The organism is Hydrogenophaga sp., assembly GCF_018780385.1.
Classification (GTDB): Bacteria; Pseudomonadota; Gammaproteobacteria; order Burkholderiales; family Burkholderiaceae_C; genus Hydrogenophaga.
On record NZ_JADMJO010000018.1, the window covers coordinates 65,345 to 82,245 of the forward strand.

Consider the following 16,901-nt stretch of genomic DNA (forward strand, 5'->3'; position numbering starts at 1 on the left):
AAAACATGAACGACACATTGTTAAGGGTCGAAAACCTGTCCAAACGCTTCGGCGGCGTCGAAGCCGTTGCCGGTGTCAGTTTTCACGTCCGGCGCGGTGAAATCTATTCCCTGATCGGCCCCAATGGGGCCGGCAAGACGACCACCTTCAACATGATCAGCGGCGTCGTCAAGCCCAGCAGCGGCACCGTGCATTTCGATGGCTGCGACATCACCGGCATGCCGGCGCACCGCCTGGCCGCCATCGGCATCGGTCGGACCTTCCAGAACCTGGCGGTATTCAAACATGCCAGCGTGGTGGACAACCTGCTGGTCGGCCGCCATTGCCACATGGCCACCAACGTGCTGGATGCCTCGTGGTTCTTTGGACGGGCGCGGCGCGAAGAGCTAGAACATCGTCGCAAGGTGGAAGAGATCATCGACTTTCTTGAAATCGAGGAAATTCGCGACATGCCGGTGGGCACCCTGTCCTATGGCCTTCAAAAGCGGGTCGAGCTGGGGCGCGCGCTGGCCACCGAGCCCAAGTTGCTCCTGCTGGACGAAATGGTATCGGGCATGAACAGCGAGGAGACCGAAGACATTGCCCGCTTCGTGCTTGACATCCGGGACGAACTTGGCATTTCGGTCCTCATGGTCGAGCACGACATGGGCATCGTGATGGACATCTCCGACCGCGTCTGCGTGCTCAACTTCGGCCGCAAGATCGGCGAGGGCACGCCGGCCGAGATATCGGCCAACCCGGCCGTGATCGACGCCTACCTGGGCAGCAAAACCAAGGAGGCCGCGTGATCGATAACCTGGACGCCTCGCTGTGCGACGGCAACACCACCCTGCCCAAGCTACTCAAGCATTGGGCTCAGAGGTTTCCGAATGCGCTCGCGTTTCGCGAGAAAGACTATGGCATCTGGAACCGCATGAGCTGGCAGCACTATCTGGAGACCGCGCGCCGCTTCGCTCACGGCCTGAAGGCCCTCGGATTCGAAAAGGGGGACCGCCTGGCCATTGCCAGCGAGGACAGCCCCCACTGGATGTTCTCCGATCTCGCGACGCAGGCCATCGGTGGCATTGTGGTCGGCATCTACCCCACCAACCCGTGGCCGGAGCTGCAGTACATCGTGCACCACTCGAACAGCAAGTTCGTGGTCTGCGGCGACCAGGAGCAGGTCGACAAAGTGCTCGACGCCCTGGACAAGCACGCCAACAGCCTGCCCGACCTGATGAAGATTATCTGCGTCGACATGAAGGGAATGCGCGGCTACAAGCACGACCAGCTGATGTCGTTTGACGACGTGCTCGAGCTTGGCGACCAATACGCTGCGGCATCGACCCAGCACGCGGGTACCTTTGATCGCGGCATCGAGGACACCCAGCCCGACGACACCTGCATGCTGGTCTACACCTCGGGCACCACCGGTCCGCCCAAGGGCGCGATGCTCTCGCACCGCAACCTGATCGTCACCGTTGAAAAGCTCAAAACTCATTTCAAACTGGACCGCCAAAACTACGAGGTGGTCTGCTACCTGCCGTTGTGCCACGTGGCCGAGCGAGCCTTCTCCACGGTCTTGCATCTGCTCACCGGCGGTGTGGTCAACTACGCCGAATCGATCGACACGGTGGCCGTCAATCTGCGCGAGATCGCACCTACGGTGTTCTTGGGTGTGCCGCGCATCTGGGAAAAGCTGCAGCAAGGCATTTTGATTCGCATGCAGGACGCCTCGCGCTTTCAGCGCTGGGCTTTCAAGCATTGCCTCGATGCCGGGCGTCGTCTGTTCGAAAAGATCGAGGCGCAAGAGGGCCAACGCAGCCTGTCGGATCGCCTGCACTTCTTCGTGCTGTGGTTGCTGATGTTTCGCAATCTGCAGAAATTCATCGGCCTAGACCGCATGCAATGCGGCTTCTGTGGCGGCGCCAGCGTCTCGCCCGAGGTACTGAAATTCTTTCGTATTCTAGGCATCCCGGTGTACCAGGTCTACGGCATGACCGAGTCCGGCGGCGTGATCTTCTTCCAGCATGAAAAAGCAGTCAAACTGGGCGCCACAGGCCTGCCCATCGACGGCCTGAATTGGAAGATCGCCGACGACGGCGAGCTCATCGTCAAGCACCCCGCCGTGTTCAAGGGCTATCTCCACGACGAGAGCGCCACCGCCAAAACCGTCGTCGACGGCTGGCTGCACACGGGCGACATCGTGGCGCTGGCTGACAACGGCGAGCTGATGATCGTCGACCGCAAGAAAGCCATCATCATCACCAGTGGCGGCAAGAACATCGCACCGTCCGAGATCGAAAACGCGCTCAAGGACAGCCTGTATGTGCGCGAAGCCATCGTTCTGGGCGATGGGCGCCATTACCTGTCTGCATTGCTCCAGATCGACTTTGACACGGTGGGCAAGTGGGCGCAGGAGCGCAAGCTGGCATACACCACCTACAAGAGCCTGGCCTTGCTGCCCGAGGTGCGCGAACTGGTTGACGAGGACGTCAAACGCGTGAACAAACTGTTTGCCCGGGTCGAAAACATCCGCAAGTTCCTGATTCTGGAGAAGGAACTCGACCACGACGACGGCGAACTCACCGCTACCCAGAAGGTTCGTCGCAACGTCATCGAAAAAACCTTCGCAAAAGAGATCGCGATCATCTACGGTGGAGGGGCGGTCTGATGGACTATTTTCTGCAACTGGTCATTTCCGGCATTGCCGTCGGCCTAGTCTACGGCTTCATCGGCATGGGTTTTGCCATGATCTACCGCGCCACCGGCGTGGTGAACTTCGCCCAGGGCGAGCTGATGATGCTGGTGTCCTACATCGCCTTCACCCTGGCCGGCACCTTCCAATTTGGCTTCTGGCCGATGCTGCTTCTGACGACCATCGCCTCGGTGCTGATCGGCCTGCTGATCGAGGTCTTGCTCATCCGTCCGATGCTCGGTCAGCCGGTGTTTTCCACGGTGATGGTGACCATTGGCCTCGCAGTGATCCTGCGCTCGGTGGTGGTGTTGATCTGGGGCGCCGACCCCATGCCACTCAATGCCGGCCTGCCGACCGAAATCATCAAGATCGGCCCGGCCGGCCTGTATCCGGCGCAGATGTATGCCGTTGGACTGATGGCGGCTGTACTGCTCGGCCTGTGGACCTTCTTTCGCTATTCACGGATCGGTATCGCCATGCGCGCCACCGCCAACGTCCAAACTGCAGCCCTACTGATGGGAATCAATGTCAAGCGCATCTTCGCCTTGTCCTGGGCTCTGTCGGCCGGTCTCGCCGCCATTGCCGGCGTGTTGATCGGCGTGATCTACGACGTCAACCCCGGCATGTGGACGACAGGTCTGCGCAGCTTTCCGGCGGTCATTCTGGGCGGGCTGGACTCGGTGTTCGGCGCCGCACTTGGCGGCATCCTGATCGGGGTGGTCGAGAACTTGTCGGAAGGCTATATCGGCCGCGGCATGAAGGAGATCGCCGGTTTTGTTTTGATCCTCGTCGTTCTTATGGTCAGACCCTATGGCCTGTTCGGCAAACCTGATATCGAGCGTGTCTGATGCAGAGCGGAAATTTCAAACAAAGCTATCGTCAACTGCTGGCACTGACCGACTCGGTCCCTGTCATCGTCTGGTCGTGCCTGCTGGTTGCGCTGCTGGCGGCCGCGCCACTGCTGCTGTCCAAGTACTATGTCTCTGTCATTCTGCTGCTGCTGATCACAGCGGTGGGGGTGTTGGGCCTGAACCTACTGACCGGGACCACCGGGCTGATCTCGCTCGGGCACTCGGGCTTTCTGGCGGTCGGCGCCTACACGGCCGGTATCGTGGCCGGCAAACTCGGCTGGCCGATGCTGGCGGCCATCTTCGCCGGCGGCGTGAGCGCGGCCATCGCCGGGATCATCGTGGGCATACCATCGCTGCGTCTCAAAGGGCTGTACCTGGCCATCACGACGATGGCGTTTGCCGTGATCATCAACCACCTGATCCTCAACGGTGGCAGCCTGACCGGAGGCTCGGAAGGCCTGACGGTGCCGCAACCCTCGCTGTTCGGCCAGGCGCTGGGGGCAGAACGTGGCTACTACTACGTGGTGCTGTGCTTTGTAGTTGTGTTCACCTTCATCACCCTGAACATCCTGCGCAGCCGCATTGGTCGGGCCTTCTTGGCGATCCGGGAGCACGACATCGCCGCCAAGGCCATGGGCGTCAACCTGGTGCGCTACAAGCTGCTGGCCTTCATGGTCAGCGCCTTCTACACCGGCATCGCCGGGGGCTTGCTGGCCTACTACACACGCTACCTGAACGTGGACAGCTTCAGCCTGCTGATCTCGATCGAGGCGCTCTCCATGCTCATCGTGGGTGGCCTGGGCTCGGTGGCCGGCGCCTTGCTCGGCACGGCATTCATCGTCCTGCTCAACGAGAGCCTGGGCTTCGTGTTCGGCATGATCGGCGCCAGCTTCGGCGGGTCGGGCTCCACTGCCGCCTATGAGATCAAAGGCGTCATTTATGGGCTCGCGATTGTGTTGTTCCTGCGTTTTGAGCCCGATGGCCTGATGGGGCGATGGCGCGACATCAAGCATTACTGGACCCATTGGCCATTCCGATTCTGACCCTGCAGCACACGCGCTGCTTATTCCATAGGAGACCTGCGATGCGAACACTACAGAAGCTGACCCAGCGCCTTTGCCTCAGCGCACTCGCCACACTGACCTTCGGCAGCGCACTGGCGGCAGATCCCGGGGTCACGAAGGACAAACTCGTGCTTGGCGCGGTCATCCCGCTTAGCGGCCCGCCCAGCATCATTGGCAAGGCCATTGCCACGACCCTGAAAGTTTGGGAGCAGGATGTCAATTCGCGCGGCGGCATCGGCGGACGCAAAGTCGACATTCGCATCGAGGACGACGGCTATGTGCCACAGCGCGCCGTCCAGGGTCTCAAAAAACTGATGGATGTCGAACAGATCTTTGCATTGATCGGCACCTCCGGCTCGTCGCAGTTGCTGGCCATGCTGCCCATCATCGACGAACAGAAAATTCCCGCCATCAACCATATCGCCGTCAACAGCGCCCACTTCAACCCACCGCACAAGACGCTGTTCAATATCGGGGCAACTTACTGCCAGGAGGTCTTTGCCAGTATGAAGCATCTGGTCACATCCCAGAAGCTGCAAGGCTCCAAGTTCGGCCTGATATTTCAGGAGGATGATTATGGCGTCGATGTCAAGTGTGGCTACGACCAGGCCCTGAAAGAGCTCGGTTTGAAAAGCAGCATCGAAGTTGCCTACAAACGCGGGGCGAAGGATTTTTCCGCGGAGGTGTTGAGCGTGCAGCGCGCCGGCGCCACCTTCGTGCTGACCGGCGGCATCATCACCGAAACCGCCGCAATGCTCAAAGAGATCGCGAAGAACCAGATGCAAGTCGTGCGTCTGGCCGCTCACCCTTCGCATCTGCCTGCGGTACTGGCCCTGGCCGGCCCGGCAGCTGACGGCGTGTACGTCGCCGAGTATGTGCCTCCAGTGACCGACACTCAAACCCAGGGCATTGGCAAACTCACCGCACTGACCTACAAATACTTTTCAGCCAATGAGGTCAAGGACATGAACCGGTATTCATTGACCGCCTACGTGGGTGTCCAGTTACTCGAATCAGCGCTCAACGCCTGCACCAAAAACCTCACGCGTGCCTGCGTGGTCGAAAAGCTCGAGCAGACCAAGAACTTCACCAGCGACGGCATCATGGCCCCCTTGACCTTCGGGCCCAATATTCGACAGTCGGGGACCCGCCCCATTTTGCTCAAGGCGAATGCCGGCGTCGGGAAATTCGAGCGAGCCTCTGAATTTCTGAGTTCCAAGTGATTCTGACGACGCGCTACCAGCCCCACCCCCATTTCTCCTCCAGGAGTGCCTTTCCATGACACGCAAATACTTTCGATATGCCGCCACCAGTCTGCTCGGCATGGTCATCGGCCTGACGGCCACGACCGCCGTTGCTGCTGACCCCGGTGTGACCGACGCCAAAATCGTCCTCGGCTCGGTGACGCCCGTCAGCGGCCCCCCTAGCCTCTTGGGCAAGGCCCACATGCTTGCCTTGCGGGTATGGGAGCAGGATGTCAACGCCCGCGGTGGCATCAATGGCCGCAAGGTGGAAATTCGCCAGGAAGATGACGGCTATGTGCCTCAGCGTGCTGTGCAAGGCGTCAAGCGACTGGTCGACGTGGAAGGCATCTTCGGCCTCATCGGCACCTCGGGCTCAGCCATGCTGCAAGCCATGCTGCCCTACATAAACGAGCAACGCTTGCCAACCATCAACGCGATGGCAGTGGCAGCAGCGCACTTCACTCCACCGAACAAAACGGTATTTGTGGTCGGGCCAACCTATTGTCAGGAGTTGAGCGCCGCCATGAAAAACATGGTCGCTAGCAAGAAGTTGCACAAGGAGAAGTTTGCGCTGGTCTATCAGGATGACGAGTTTGGCAGCGACGTGCGTTGCGGCTACCAGAAGGCGATCAAGGATCTGGGGCTTAACAGCGTGTCCGAGATTTCCTTCAAGCGTGGCACCAAGGACTTCTCGGCCGAGATGCTGAGTCTGAAGCAGGTGGGCGCGACCTTTCTCGCGTCGGGCGGCGTGGTGGCCGAGCATTCGATGCTGATGAAGGAAGCCGCTAAAAACCAGATGTCGCTGACCTTCCTTGCCGTGCATTCGGCCCACCTGACCCCTGTTCAGGCGCTCGCCGGTGCCGCGGGCGACGGCTACTTCGTCGCAGACTATGTCCCGCCTCTGACCGACCTGTCGGTGCCAGGCATGGCCAAGTTTATGGGGTTGGCACAGAAATATCTGTCAGCCGACGAGTTGAAGTCGCTCAACCGCTATTCGATCACAGCCTACGTTGGTGCGCTGCTGATGGAAGACGCGATCAGCCGCTGTGGCAAGGCGCTGACTCGCGCCTGTGTCGTCGAGAAGCTGGAAACAACCAAGAACTTCGGCACCGATGGACTGGCTTCTCCCATCAGTTTTGGCCCCAATGACCGGCACTCGCCGAGCAGCGTGCTCGTGTTGCGTTCGGACGCCAAAAACTCCCGCTTCGAGCGCGTGTCCGACCCCATCCCTGTGCTCGATTGACACCAGACACCGTTGAGTGACCGTCACCGGCCATACAACAGGGGCCCGCCCGTGTTTCAAAAGGTTCTGATCGCCAACCGTGGCGAGATCGCGCTGCGGATCCTGCGTGCACTCAAGGGCATGGGGCTCGTCACCGTGGTGGCCCACCACGCGGTGGATGCCGATAGCCCGGCCGTGCTGGAGGCTGACGAGACGGTCGAATTGCACGGCTCGACACCCGTGGCTTCCTACCTCGATATCGCGCAACTGGTCGAAGCGTGTCGGCACAGTGGGGCACAGGCGGTGCATCCCGGTTACGGCTTCCTTTCTGAAAACGCTGCGTTTGCGCGTGCGCTAGAGGCCGCAGGCATCGTCTTCATTGGCCCGCGTCCTGACAGCATCGAACTGATGGGCGACAAGGTGCGCGCGCGCAGCTTCGTGGCCAAACGCGGGTTTCCAGTAGCACCGAGCGCCGTCGAGGATGATGACCCGGCCAGCTTCGTCGAGCGCACCAGGGCGCTCGGCGCGCCACTGCTGATCAAACCTTCAGCCGGCGGGGGCGGCAAGGGCATGCGCATCGTGCGTGACCTGTCCGTTTTGGATCGCGAGATCGAGACCGCACGGCGCGAAGGTGAGCGCTATTTTGGCGACGGTCGGTTGTTTGTCGAACGCTATGTGGAGCGCCCCCGGCACATCGAGGTGCAGGTGATGGGCGACGCGCATGGCCAGTTGGTGCATTTCTGGGAGCGTGAATGTTCAGTGCAGCGACGCTTCCAGAAAATCATTGAAGAAACCCCCTCCCCGGCTCTTTCACCGGTGCAGCGCCACGATATTTGCGAAGCCGCAGCCGGCATTGCCCGCGCAGCCAACTATCGCGGCGCCGGCACCGTGGAGTTCATCTACGGCGCCGGTGGCGAGTTTTACTTTCTTGAGATGAACACGCGTCTGCAGGTGGAACACCCGGTCACCGAAATGGTGACGGGCTTTGACCTCGTTCGCGAACAGGTGCGCGTTGCCCAGGGTGAGCCGCTCGGCTACACCCAGGCGGACATCGTGCAGCTTGGTCACGCCATCGAATGCAGGCTTTACGCCGAAGATGCCGAGCATGATTTCCGCCCCTCCACCGGCGACATCCTGTGCTGGCGGCCGCCATCCGGTCCCGGCGTGCGGGTTGATGCCGGCGTGCGCGAAGGTCAGGCGGTGAGCACTGCATTTGACCCCATGATCGCCAAAATTATCTGCCATGGAAACACGCGTGCGCAGGCAATAGAACGCTCCATCCTGGCGCTTGGGCAATCGGTGCTATTGGGTCTGACCACCAACGCACGCTACCTCACGCGGGTACTGCGCCATGCCGAGTTCCGTGCTGGCCAGGCCGACACCGGCATGCTGGCACGCTGTGCCGAAGAGCTGCGCGAGTCTCTCACCCCCGATGACATCGACCTGGTACTGGCATCGGCGGTGCTCGCCGACCGCGAACTGTTGCGCGCCGTGCACGCTATTCCCGCGATGCACGCCGCCATGGGACCCTGGAGGAATTGACGATGCGCCGCCGCTATGTCATCAATGGCCAGGCCCATGACCTCGTGGTGACACGTGGAGCGAATGGCGTGTTCCACGTCAGCCATGGCGAACGCAAATTCGAGATGCAGGGAAAGGCGCTGGCTGATGGCCGTTGGCGGGTAGCCGTGGATCAGCGGTCGCAAGCCGTCTGGATCGCCACACGGGGCGACAGCCGATTCGTGCACAGCGCGGCCACCGGCGCCCTCGAGGTCGAGGTGATCGATCTCAGCGGACCTTCTGGCTGCGACCAGACCGGTACCGCTTCCGACTTGCTGCAGGCACCGATGCCCGGCACGGTGATCGCGGTTCATGTGGCCGTCGGTGATGCAGTGTGCGTTGGTCAACCGCTCATCGTGATCGAAAGCATGAAACTGGAAACCACGCTGACGGCGCCGCGCGATGCCCGGGTCAAGGCGGTGCACTTTGTCGTTGGCAACACCTTCGCTCTTAAGTCCGCCCTCGTGACGCTGCAAGACCTCTGAGAACCGATTGATGAAACGCATCGACTCCCGCATTGACACCGCATCCGAAGCGTTCCGGCGAAACCATCAAGCCATGAGCGCCATCGTCGCGAATTTTCGCGAGCGCATGGAAATCACTCGCCACCAACGTCCGCCGCATGAGATCAAGCGCGTGCGCGCGCAGGGAAAACTGCTGGTGCGTGAACGGCTGGACTTGCTACTCGATCCCGGCACGCCCTTTCTTGAGTTCTCGGCGCTGGCCGCCTGCGAGGACTACAACGGCGAGATACCGGGTGCCAACGTGGTCACCGGTCTGGGCGTGGTCAGCGGGCGCGAGGTGCTGATCCACGCCGACGATTCCAGCGTCAAGGGCGGTGTCTGGTACACCTTGACGCCACGCAAGCTCGCACGCTTGCTGGACATCGCGCTGGAAAACCAGTTACCGGTCCTGCATCTGTGCGATAGCGGCGGCGCCTTCCTTGAAGAACTGTCAGGCGTGTACATCGAGGGTGGCCGGGTGTTCCGCAACCAATGCCTGCTGTCCAAGGCCGGCGTGCCGCAGGTCGCGATGGTGTTCGGCCACTGCACCGCCGGCGGTGCCTACATCCCCGCGCTGTGCGATTACAGCATCATCGTGCGTGGCGCTGGCGGCGTGTTTCTCGGCGGGCCACCGCTCGTCAAGGCCGCCACCGGCGAGGAGCACACCGCCGACGAGATCGGAGGCTGTGATTTACACACCCAGGTATCCGGCACGGTCGACTATCCGGCCGACAACGAAGCCCACGCCATCGCGATTTGCCGCGAGATCGTCGCGCAGTTCAAGCCCGCAACAAAAAGCTATCTGCCCGAGCGCGATGCCGAGCCACCCTACTACGACCCCAACGAAATGCTGGGTATCGTCTCACCCGACCACCGGGTGCAATTCGATCAGCGTGAACTGATTGCACGCATGGTGGACGGCAGCCGCTTCCACGAGTACCAGCCCGCCTACGGCACTACCCTGATTTGCGGCTACGCCTACATCTGGGGCTACCGCGTGGGCATCCTCGCCAACAACGGCGTGTTGTTCAGCGACAGCTCCAAGAAAGCGGCGCACTTCATATCGCTGTGCAACCAGAACCGCACACCTCTCGTGTTTCTGCAAAACACCACCGGCTACATGATCGGCCGCAACTATGAAATGGAAGGCATCACCAAGGACGGCGCCAAGATGTTGATGGCGCAGGCTGGCAGCGAGGTGCCCAAGTTCACCGTCATCACCAGTGCAGCTTTCGGTGCGGGCTACTACGGCATGTGCGGACGGGCGTGGGATCCGCGCATGATCTGGGCTTGGCCGAACGTGCACATGGGGGTGATGGGCCCCGATCAGGCCGCCAACACCCTCGCCGACGTGAAAATCGCCCAATTGCGGCGCAAGGGCCACGCGCCCGATGAGGCCGAGATGGCGCAACTGCGCCAACGTGTGTACGAAAAGGCCGAGCGCGAGTCCAACGCCTACTTTGCCACATCGCGCCTGTGGGATGACGGTCTGCTGGCACCTACCGACACCCGCAACGCACTGGGCATGGCACTTTCAGCCGCCGCCCACGCCCCGATCGCCGACCCGCACTATGGAATTTTCCGATTCTGAAGGGACAACATGACAGAAGACACTACCTTCGGCTTCGACGATGAAGCCCTCGCAACCCGCCCCACCGTCTACCAGAGCGGACTCTTCGAAGGCCAGGTGGTGATGGTCAGCGGCGCCGGCAGCGGCATCGGAAAAGCCATCGCCTTCCTGTACGCGCGCCTGGGCGCCAAGCTGGTCATCTGCGGGCGCGACCCAGCCAAGCTAGAGACCTGCGCCGAATGGCTGCGCCGGCTCGGCAGCCCTGATGTGCTGGTGCACCCCATGACGATCCGTGAGCCCGAGCAGGTGGAACAGTTGATCGACGTGGCCTGGCTGCACTTCGGACGCATCGACGTGCTCGTCAACAACGCCGGCGGGCAATTCCCGCAGCGAGCGCTGGACTACAGCGTCAAGGGCTGGAAGGCGGTGATCGACACCAACCTGAACGGCACCTGGTACATGATGCATGCGCTGGCTCGCCGCTGGCGCGACACCGGTACGCAGGGCAACATCGTCAACATCGTCGCCACCTTCCAGCGGGGCATGCCGGGCGTGGCGCACACCTGCGCTGCGCGCGCCGCCGTTACCCATCTGTCCAAAACGGTTGCCGTCGAGTGGGCGCAGCATGGCATCCGCGTCAATTGCATCGCGCCTGGAGCGATCGCCAGCACCGGCTTTCGTCAGTACTCCCCCGAGGCGGTGAAGGCCTTCGCCGGAGCCAACCCGATGAAACATGTCGGCGACGTGCAGGACGTGGCCGAGGCCGCGGTCTACCTCAGCGCGCCCAGCGGCAAGTTCGTCACCGGCGAACTGCTCACGGTGGATGGCGGAGGCGTGCTCTGGGGCGAAGTCTGGACCATCGCCAAACCCGACTACTTCAAGGTGAACTCATGAATTCGGCCGATACGCAACACCCCAAGTTCGGCCCGGGCGACGAAGCCCTGGCCGCGCTCCCGACGGTCTATCGCGACGACCTTTTCGCCGGCAAAGTGGTGTTGGTGTCGGGCGCCGGCAGCGGCATCGGCAAGGCGATCGCCTTTCTGTTTGCCCGACTGGGTGCCACGCTCGCCATCTGCGGGCGCAAGGCCGACAAGCTCGAGGACTGTGCCGAAAAACTGCGCGCCTTATCAGGCCGTGAGGTATTTACCTACCCGATGACCATCCGCGATCCCGAGCAGGTGGACGCCATGCTCAGTGCCGTGTGGGAACGTTTGGGCGGCGTTGACGTTCTGGTCAACAACGCCGGCGGCCAGTTTGCCGCCCATGCAATGGACTTCAACGTCAAGGGCTGGAACGCGGTGATCGACACCAACTTGAACGGCACCTGGTACATGATGCAGGGCGCTGCCAAACGCTGGGTGGAGCATGGCCGGCACGGCAACATCGTCAACATCACCGCCGCCATCGACCGCGGCCTCACCGGCATGGCGCACACCACCGCCTCGCGCGCGGGCGTCATCGCGCTGTCGCGTACGCTGGCCATTGAGTGGGCAGAACACGGCATCCGCCTGAACTGCATTGGCGCCGGCGCCATCGAGAGCAACGGCTTCAACAACTACCACGAAGAGAATGTGGCAACCTTTTACTCGTGCAATCCGATGAAACGGGCCGGCGACGTGCAGGACATCGCCGAGGCGGTGGTCTACCTCGCCGCACCCTCGGGCAAGTTCATTTCCGGCGAGGTGCTCAACGTCGAAGGCGGGATGCTGCTGTGGGGCGAATTCTGGCCTGCTGGCAAGCCGGACTATTTCAAAGTCGAGCCAACTTGAGCGCGCAGCCCCTCCTCCGTCGGCAAGTTACTTCCACGGGCCTTTTCAGCAGCTCGTAGGGTACGACATCCTGCACAACGAGGGTGGCCCGTATTTCCGGCTACCGATCCGGCGCGACCAACTCAACCCCACGGCGTGCTCCAGGGCGGCGTGCCCTTGACCTTGCTCGATGCGGTTGGGGGCAGAACGTTAATCGACCGCCCGATCCCCGGCGGCGGCCAGATCATCCAGTCGTCGGTAACGGTCACCCTGACCGTGGATTTCATGCGTGCGGTCGGCACAGGAATCCTGTTTGCATCGGCAATACCCGACCACATCGGCAAGACGCTGGCCTACGTCTCGGTGAAGGTGACGCTCGACGCACTCGACGGAGACATCGTGTCGCGCGGCATCGGCACCTACCGCATCTACACCAAGTCGCTGGTCAAAGCGATCTGACCGGTGCACGGCGGAGACCGCCCGGCAAAGCACTGCCGCTCAATGCACATGATCATCGGGCGGGGGAAGGATTTGCGGCTCGCGGTTGATGCGTTCGATTTGGCCGAGCAGAAACTGCGTGTCGCGCCATCCTTCACCGGCGCCCTCCTCGTCCTGCGGCACCCAGCGCGCACGCGCATAGCCGAATCGGTCAAGCAGGAATTCCATGTGAGACGGTGGCGCCCCCAAGACGGTCTTGCCGGGGTCGTTCAATGTACGCCGGAACAGCAAATAGGCGGTCGCCGCCTCCTGCGCCCCGTCGGTGACGACAGAAAACGGCAACGACAGCGAAGAAGTGGCACCCGGCAACGCAATCGCAATCACCTCGGTGCCGCTTGATTGCAACTGCGGATAGACACGCGCCAGTTCGACCAGACGTTTCGCGGAGAAGAGCTGCGAGTAGAAGACAAGCAGCACGGACTTGCGCCCCCTGTACTCCTTGAGCGCCGCGGTCAGTCCCGACCGGGTCACAAAATCGAAATCGGGCGGACCGAGCCAGGGCCGCCCGGGCACCACCTGGGGCGTCAGGATGCGAGCCTGGAAGCCAGCGGAGAACGCACGCAGGAAGTTCACCATGTCCCAACGTTCCTCTTCGGTCATTTCCTGCGCAAAGCCGGGCATGGCGGTTCTCGGCTTGCCGTGGGTGAGCCACCAGAAGAGATCGCCCGCAGTGTGCAGCGCAGTATGCGGCTCGGTGAGATTCGCGGGCCTGGTGGGCAAGCGGGTGGCCTGCGGACCGTCTCCCTTGCCACCCGGACCGTGACAGGACACGCAGTGCTGGGAATACAGCACCGCCCCGCGCGTGACCGACACCGCGTTGTAACTGACATTCGTGCGCCGGTAAGTGTCGGGATAGGCGTCCACCGACAACGCGTACAAACCGGTGGTTAAGCCTGAAGAAATCGCCAGCACTGCGATACCCAAACGCCAGCGGTCCACACCCCGCGCTGCGCCCGTGCGTGGCCTTGAAACGATGGTGTGCAGCGACCAAACCAGCCCCCCCATCGCCAGCAGCGACGCGCCCACGACGGTGGCCGCCACCCCGGGTTGGTCCCAGGTCGCCGCGAGCGACAGACGAAACGGAAGCGGCCACGCCATCTGAGCATGGGCCGCGGGCAGCGTACCTGTCAGACTGGCTGCGAAGAGCAGAATCAGCAGCACAACGCCCAGTTCCACCCGGACCAGACCGGCCGCGCCTTGCCACGCAAGACCCTGCTCGAATGCCCCCTGGCCCATACGCGACATCCAGACCCAGCGAACCCGCGCTGCAACCAGCAGCACCAGCATCAGCAGAACCATCTTGGCCAGCACCTGCAGACCGAACGACGTGGCGAGCAGCGGCGCCAGGCTGCGTTCGAGCACCGTCATCAGACCGCCGAAGATGTCGTCTGTCCGCGCGGGCCAGCGGGTCGGCGCGCCGAACTGCAGGTACGCGATGAGGGCTCCGGACGCAACGATCAGTGCAACGCAAACCGTCGCAAGCACCGAGAAGCGGCGCACCACGCCGAGGAACATCTTCCGGAACAGCGGATCCCGACCTCCCGCAGCCATGTGAAGTCCGTAGGCCAGCGCCGGCAGGCCGCCAGCCCAAACGCCAGCCGCCAGCAGATGCACGACATGGCCGACACCTGCAAGCCAAAGCGGTTCCGTGGCTGCGCCGTGCCCTGTAAATACCGCGGCTGCGTTAATCAGCAGCGCCGGGATGAGCAGCACCACATCGACGACGCGCTCGCCGAACCGCGCGATCAGAGGCCCACGACCCAACAGCAGCAGCAACAAGATCAGCGCCGTCGCCTGCCGCAGTTTCCATACCGCACCGTAGCGCGTTCGCTCCAGCAACCGGGTCCATTCGGACCATTCAAAAACTGCCTCTCCGCGGCCGCTGACCGAAGCCGCCTGCAACATCAACAGACCTGCCGTTGTGGCCAGCAGCAGTGCCACCAGCCATGGCGCGGCGGCAAGGATCGCTGCGCGCCAGCGCGCTGCATCCGGGCTTCGGCCAGGCCCAGCGAGCAACAGCACGGCAAAGCTGCCCAACAGCACCAGGCCGTTGGTCAATTGCAGCCAGCGCAGTGCCGTGCCGAGGAACTCCATTTACTTCCCGGAGCCCTCGGCCTTCACGGTGAAGGTATAACCGTAATCAACCGTGTGGCCATCGACCGAGAGCACCCGGTATTTCACCGTATAGGCACCCGGGCTGAGCATGGGCAACTCCAACACCAGCAGTTTGGGGTCGTCCTTGTCAACCCGGGCCTTCTGGGTCGTGACCGGGCCGGCACCTTCCTTGATCATGCTGATCGTCGCGTACTCGGGCTCCAGCCGCTCGTTGAACCACAGCCTGACCTGCAGCGGTGGTTTGGACAGCGTCGCCCGCCGTGCCGGTTCGGACTTGACCAGCGCGGCATGCGCCAGCGCCGTGCCAGTGGCGGTCATTGCCAGCAGCGCGACGAGCCACGAAACCATCTTGCGCCGGGCGTTCATTCGGCACGCACCCAAGTTTGCGAGCGCCCGAACACCGGAGCGCCGATGAAACCCCGAACCTCGAGCTTCTTGCCGCCCTCGGCGGGCCGCAGACGCAGCCGGTAGGTCGACCCGTTCTCCGGATCGAGCACCTCGCCACCGTCCCACAGCGTGGTGTCATCGGCATTGCGCTTGATGCCGCGAATAATCGTCATCCCGACCACCGGCTTGTCCTTGCGCTCGCCGGTGCACTTCTCGCAAACTGTCGCTGCCTTGGGATCGAGGAGCTTTTCGATCACGCCGCTGAGCACGCCAGCCGATTCGGTGATGCGTATCAAGGTTTTCACCGTTTTGCCGTCGTCGTCAATCGTCTTCCAGAGACCGACAGGCGTGTCCTGCGCAAAAGCAGGACCGGCTGCCCAGGCAACGGCAGCGATGGCGAGTACGTGTTTCAACGTTTTTTCGATTTTCATGAGGCGGCTCTATTTCATTGTGGGTATACGGGAAACGACTTCATGTGCCGACGATGCTATTAGCGACTTGCACTCATATTCATTGGCCCCAGGGACGATTTGACCGTCCGTTTATGGTTTGACCTTGCCCTGATTCTGTACGACCACCACACTCACCTTCTGTACCGAGGATTCGATGGTCTTGTGGGATGCATCGGACCAGTACACGCAAATGACGCGCTGACCAAGAGCGGCGGGCAGGTCAAATTTGTAGCGGTAACGGTTTTTCCCCACGCGTGCCAGGTCCGCCATCATCGGCATCAGAGACGTACCGTCGATACCAACATGCAGATGAACACCAGTGGACTTGGCGCTCATCGTCATGTTCGCCAGATCCGCATCGGTCTCGAACTCGACCTCCATGTTGGGCTCGACCTGCGCCCCGGAAAGCGGCGACACGATGCGCAGCCGTGGCAGTTCCTTCGTGTCCTTCGCCGCGCCGCTCTGGGACATGGCGTGTGATCCATGAACGCCGTGCGTGTGCTCAGCCGCAAAAACTGCGGAGCCTGCAAGCGCCGCAATCATGACCACCACGCGCGCACGCCCAAACATCTGCCACTTCATGCTGCTCGCCTTGTGTTAATGAATTCCCTGGTCGAAACGCCGAACCAACAACCGCCGCCCGGCCGGTCGCTGCTTCGAAATATCGGCCATTGCCCTCACGTATCTCACCTTGCAGGTTCTGCACATTGTTTTGTCGATCAAGAATCACAAGGCCCGGAACGCGCCCAGACTCTCCGACAAATTGACCTGCAGTTGGCCGGCGCGAATCTCATCATCTTCCACAATGTCCATCGAGACCGGCTGCAAAACTCCAGATTCACGAACCACGGGCGCAGCACTCTGGGCCATGACCGGCGCTGCAGCCGCCAGAAACCCCATTGCGCCTGCCCAGGCCGCACATCGTACGGCTTGGGCGGGCAAACATGCCGCCTTGGGAAGGTCTGCAAAACACCCGCTGCAGCGTGAGCTGAGACGATGAATTTCGGATG

General features: G+C 62.0%; 17 protein-coding genes. 12 read left to right on the forward strand and 5 right to left on the reverse strand.

The annotated features are described in order from the left end of the window. Positions 1 to 5 precede the first annotated feature (5 nt). The 12 genes from IV113_RS09160 (at position 6) to IV113_RS09215 (ending at position 12,898) form a co-directional block, all read left to right on the forward strand. Complete coding sequence (locus IV113_RS09160) at positions 6 to 788, forward strand: ABC transporter ATP-binding protein (RefSeq protein ID WP_291083405.1); 783 nt, start codon at positions 6 to 8, stop codon at positions 786 to 788. Continuing rightward, positions 785 to 2,653: an AMP-binding protein gene (locus IV113_RS09165; protein ID WP_291083408.1), complete on the forward strand. Its 1,869-nt coding sequence runs from the start codon at positions 785 to 787 to the stop codon at positions 2,651 to 2,653. The genes IV113_RS09160 and IV113_RS09165 overlap by 4 nt, the downstream gene beginning before the upstream one ends. Beyond that, positions 2,653 to 3,525 carry a branched-chain amino acid ABC transporter permease gene (locus tag IV113_RS09170; RefSeq protein ID WP_291083411.1) on the forward strand — a complete coding sequence of 291 codons (873 nt, stop codon included), beginning with the start codon at positions 2,653 to 2,655 and terminating at the stop codon, positions 3,523 to 3,525. Before IV113_RS09165 ends, IV113_RS09170 begins: the two co-directional genes overlap by 1 nt. Further along, positions 3,525 to 4,571 (forward strand): branched-chain amino acid ABC transporter permease, encoded by a 1,047-nt coding sequence (locus IV113_RS09175; RefSeq protein ID WP_291083414.1) that lies wholly within the window; start codon positions 3,525 to 3,527, stop codon positions 4,569 to 4,571. Before IV113_RS09170 ends, IV113_RS09175 begins: the two co-directional genes overlap by 1 nt. Positions 4,572 to 4,612: 41 nt before the next feature. Then, positions 4,613 to 5,815, forward strand: a complete 1,203-nt coding sequence (locus tag IV113_RS09180; protein ID WP_291083417.1) for an ABC transporter substrate-binding protein — start codon at positions 4,613 to 4,615, stop codon at positions 5,813 to 5,815. A gap of 55 nt (positions 5,816 to 5,870) precedes the next feature. Further along, positions 5,871 to 7,079: an ABC transporter substrate-binding protein gene (locus IV113_RS09185; RefSeq protein ID WP_291083420.1), complete on the forward strand. Its 1,209-nt coding sequence runs from the start codon at positions 5,871 to 5,873 to the stop codon at positions 7,077 to 7,079. Positions 7,080 to 7,091: 12 nt separating this feature from the next. Further along, positions 7,092 to 8,600, forward strand: a complete 1,509-nt coding sequence (locus tag IV113_RS09190; protein WP_291083423.1) for a biotin carboxylase N-terminal domain-containing protein — start codon at positions 7,092 to 7,094, stop codon at positions 8,598 to 8,600. A 2-nt stretch (positions 8,601 to 8,602) separates the two neighbouring features. Then, positions 8,603 to 9,103, forward strand: coding sequence for an acetyl-CoA carboxylase biotin carboxyl carrier protein subunit (locus IV113_RS09195; protein WP_291083426.1), 501 nt, complete (start codon positions 8,603 to 8,605; stop codon positions 9,101 to 9,103). 10 nt (positions 9,104 to 9,113) lie between these two features. Continuing rightward, entirely contained in the window at positions 9,114 to 10,712 is a 1,599-nt protein-coding gene (locus tag IV113_RS09200) for a carboxyl transferase domain-containing protein (RefSeq protein ID WP_363318595.1), read from the forward strand. Positions 10,713 to 10,721: 9 nt separating this feature from the next. Then, positions 10,722 to 11,585 (forward strand): SDR family oxidoreductase, encoded by an 864-nt coding sequence (locus IV113_RS09205; RefSeq protein WP_291083432.1) that lies wholly within the window; start codon positions 10,722 to 10,724, stop codon positions 11,583 to 11,585. Then, a complete protein-coding gene (locus tag IV113_RS09210; protein ID WP_291083435.1) occupies positions 11,582 to 12,460 on the forward strand; it encodes an SDR family oxidoreductase in 879 nt (292 codons plus the stop codon). The genes IV113_RS09205 and IV113_RS09210 overlap by 4 nt, the downstream gene beginning before the upstream one ends. 156 nt (positions 12,461 to 12,616) lie before the next feature. Next, positions 12,617 to 12,898 carry a PaaI family thioesterase gene (locus IV113_RS09215; protein WP_291083438.1) on the forward strand — a complete coding sequence of 94 codons (282 nt, stop codon included), beginning with the start codon at positions 12,617 to 12,619 and terminating at the stop codon, positions 12,896 to 12,898. Between the two features lie 39 nt (positions 12,899 to 12,937). Here IV113_RS09215 and IV113_RS09220 read toward each other — a convergent pair whose 3' ends face one another. The 5 genes from IV113_RS09220 to IV113_RS09240 all read right to left on the reverse strand — a co-directional run. Next, complete coding sequence (locus tag IV113_RS09220) at positions 12,938 to 15,031, reverse strand: c-type cytochrome (protein WP_210825658.1); 2,094 nt, start codon at positions 15,029 to 15,031, stop codon at positions 12,938 to 12,940. Then, positions 15,032 to 15,418, reverse strand: coding sequence for a copper resistance CopC family protein (locus IV113_RS09225; protein ID WP_210825656.1), 387 nt, complete (start codon positions 15,416 to 15,418; stop codon positions 15,032 to 15,034). It abuts the gene before it with no gap. Beyond that, complete coding sequence (locus tag IV113_RS09230; protein WP_210825654.1) at positions 15,415 to 15,870, reverse strand: DUF2147 domain-containing protein; 456 nt, start codon at positions 15,868 to 15,870, stop codon at positions 15,415 to 15,417. The genes IV113_RS09225 and IV113_RS09230 overlap by 4 nt, the downstream gene beginning before the upstream one ends. Positions 15,871 to 15,981: 111 nt before the next feature. Next, entirely contained in the window at positions 15,982 to 16,473 is a 492-nt protein-coding gene (locus tag IV113_RS09235; RefSeq protein WP_210825652.1) for a hypothetical protein, read from the reverse strand. Positions 16,474 to 16,617: 144 nt separating this feature from the next. Continuing rightward, on the reverse strand, positions 16,618 to 16,901 hold a 284-nt coding region (locus IV113_RS09240; RefSeq protein WP_291083446.1), incomplete at its 5' end, for a hypothetical protein.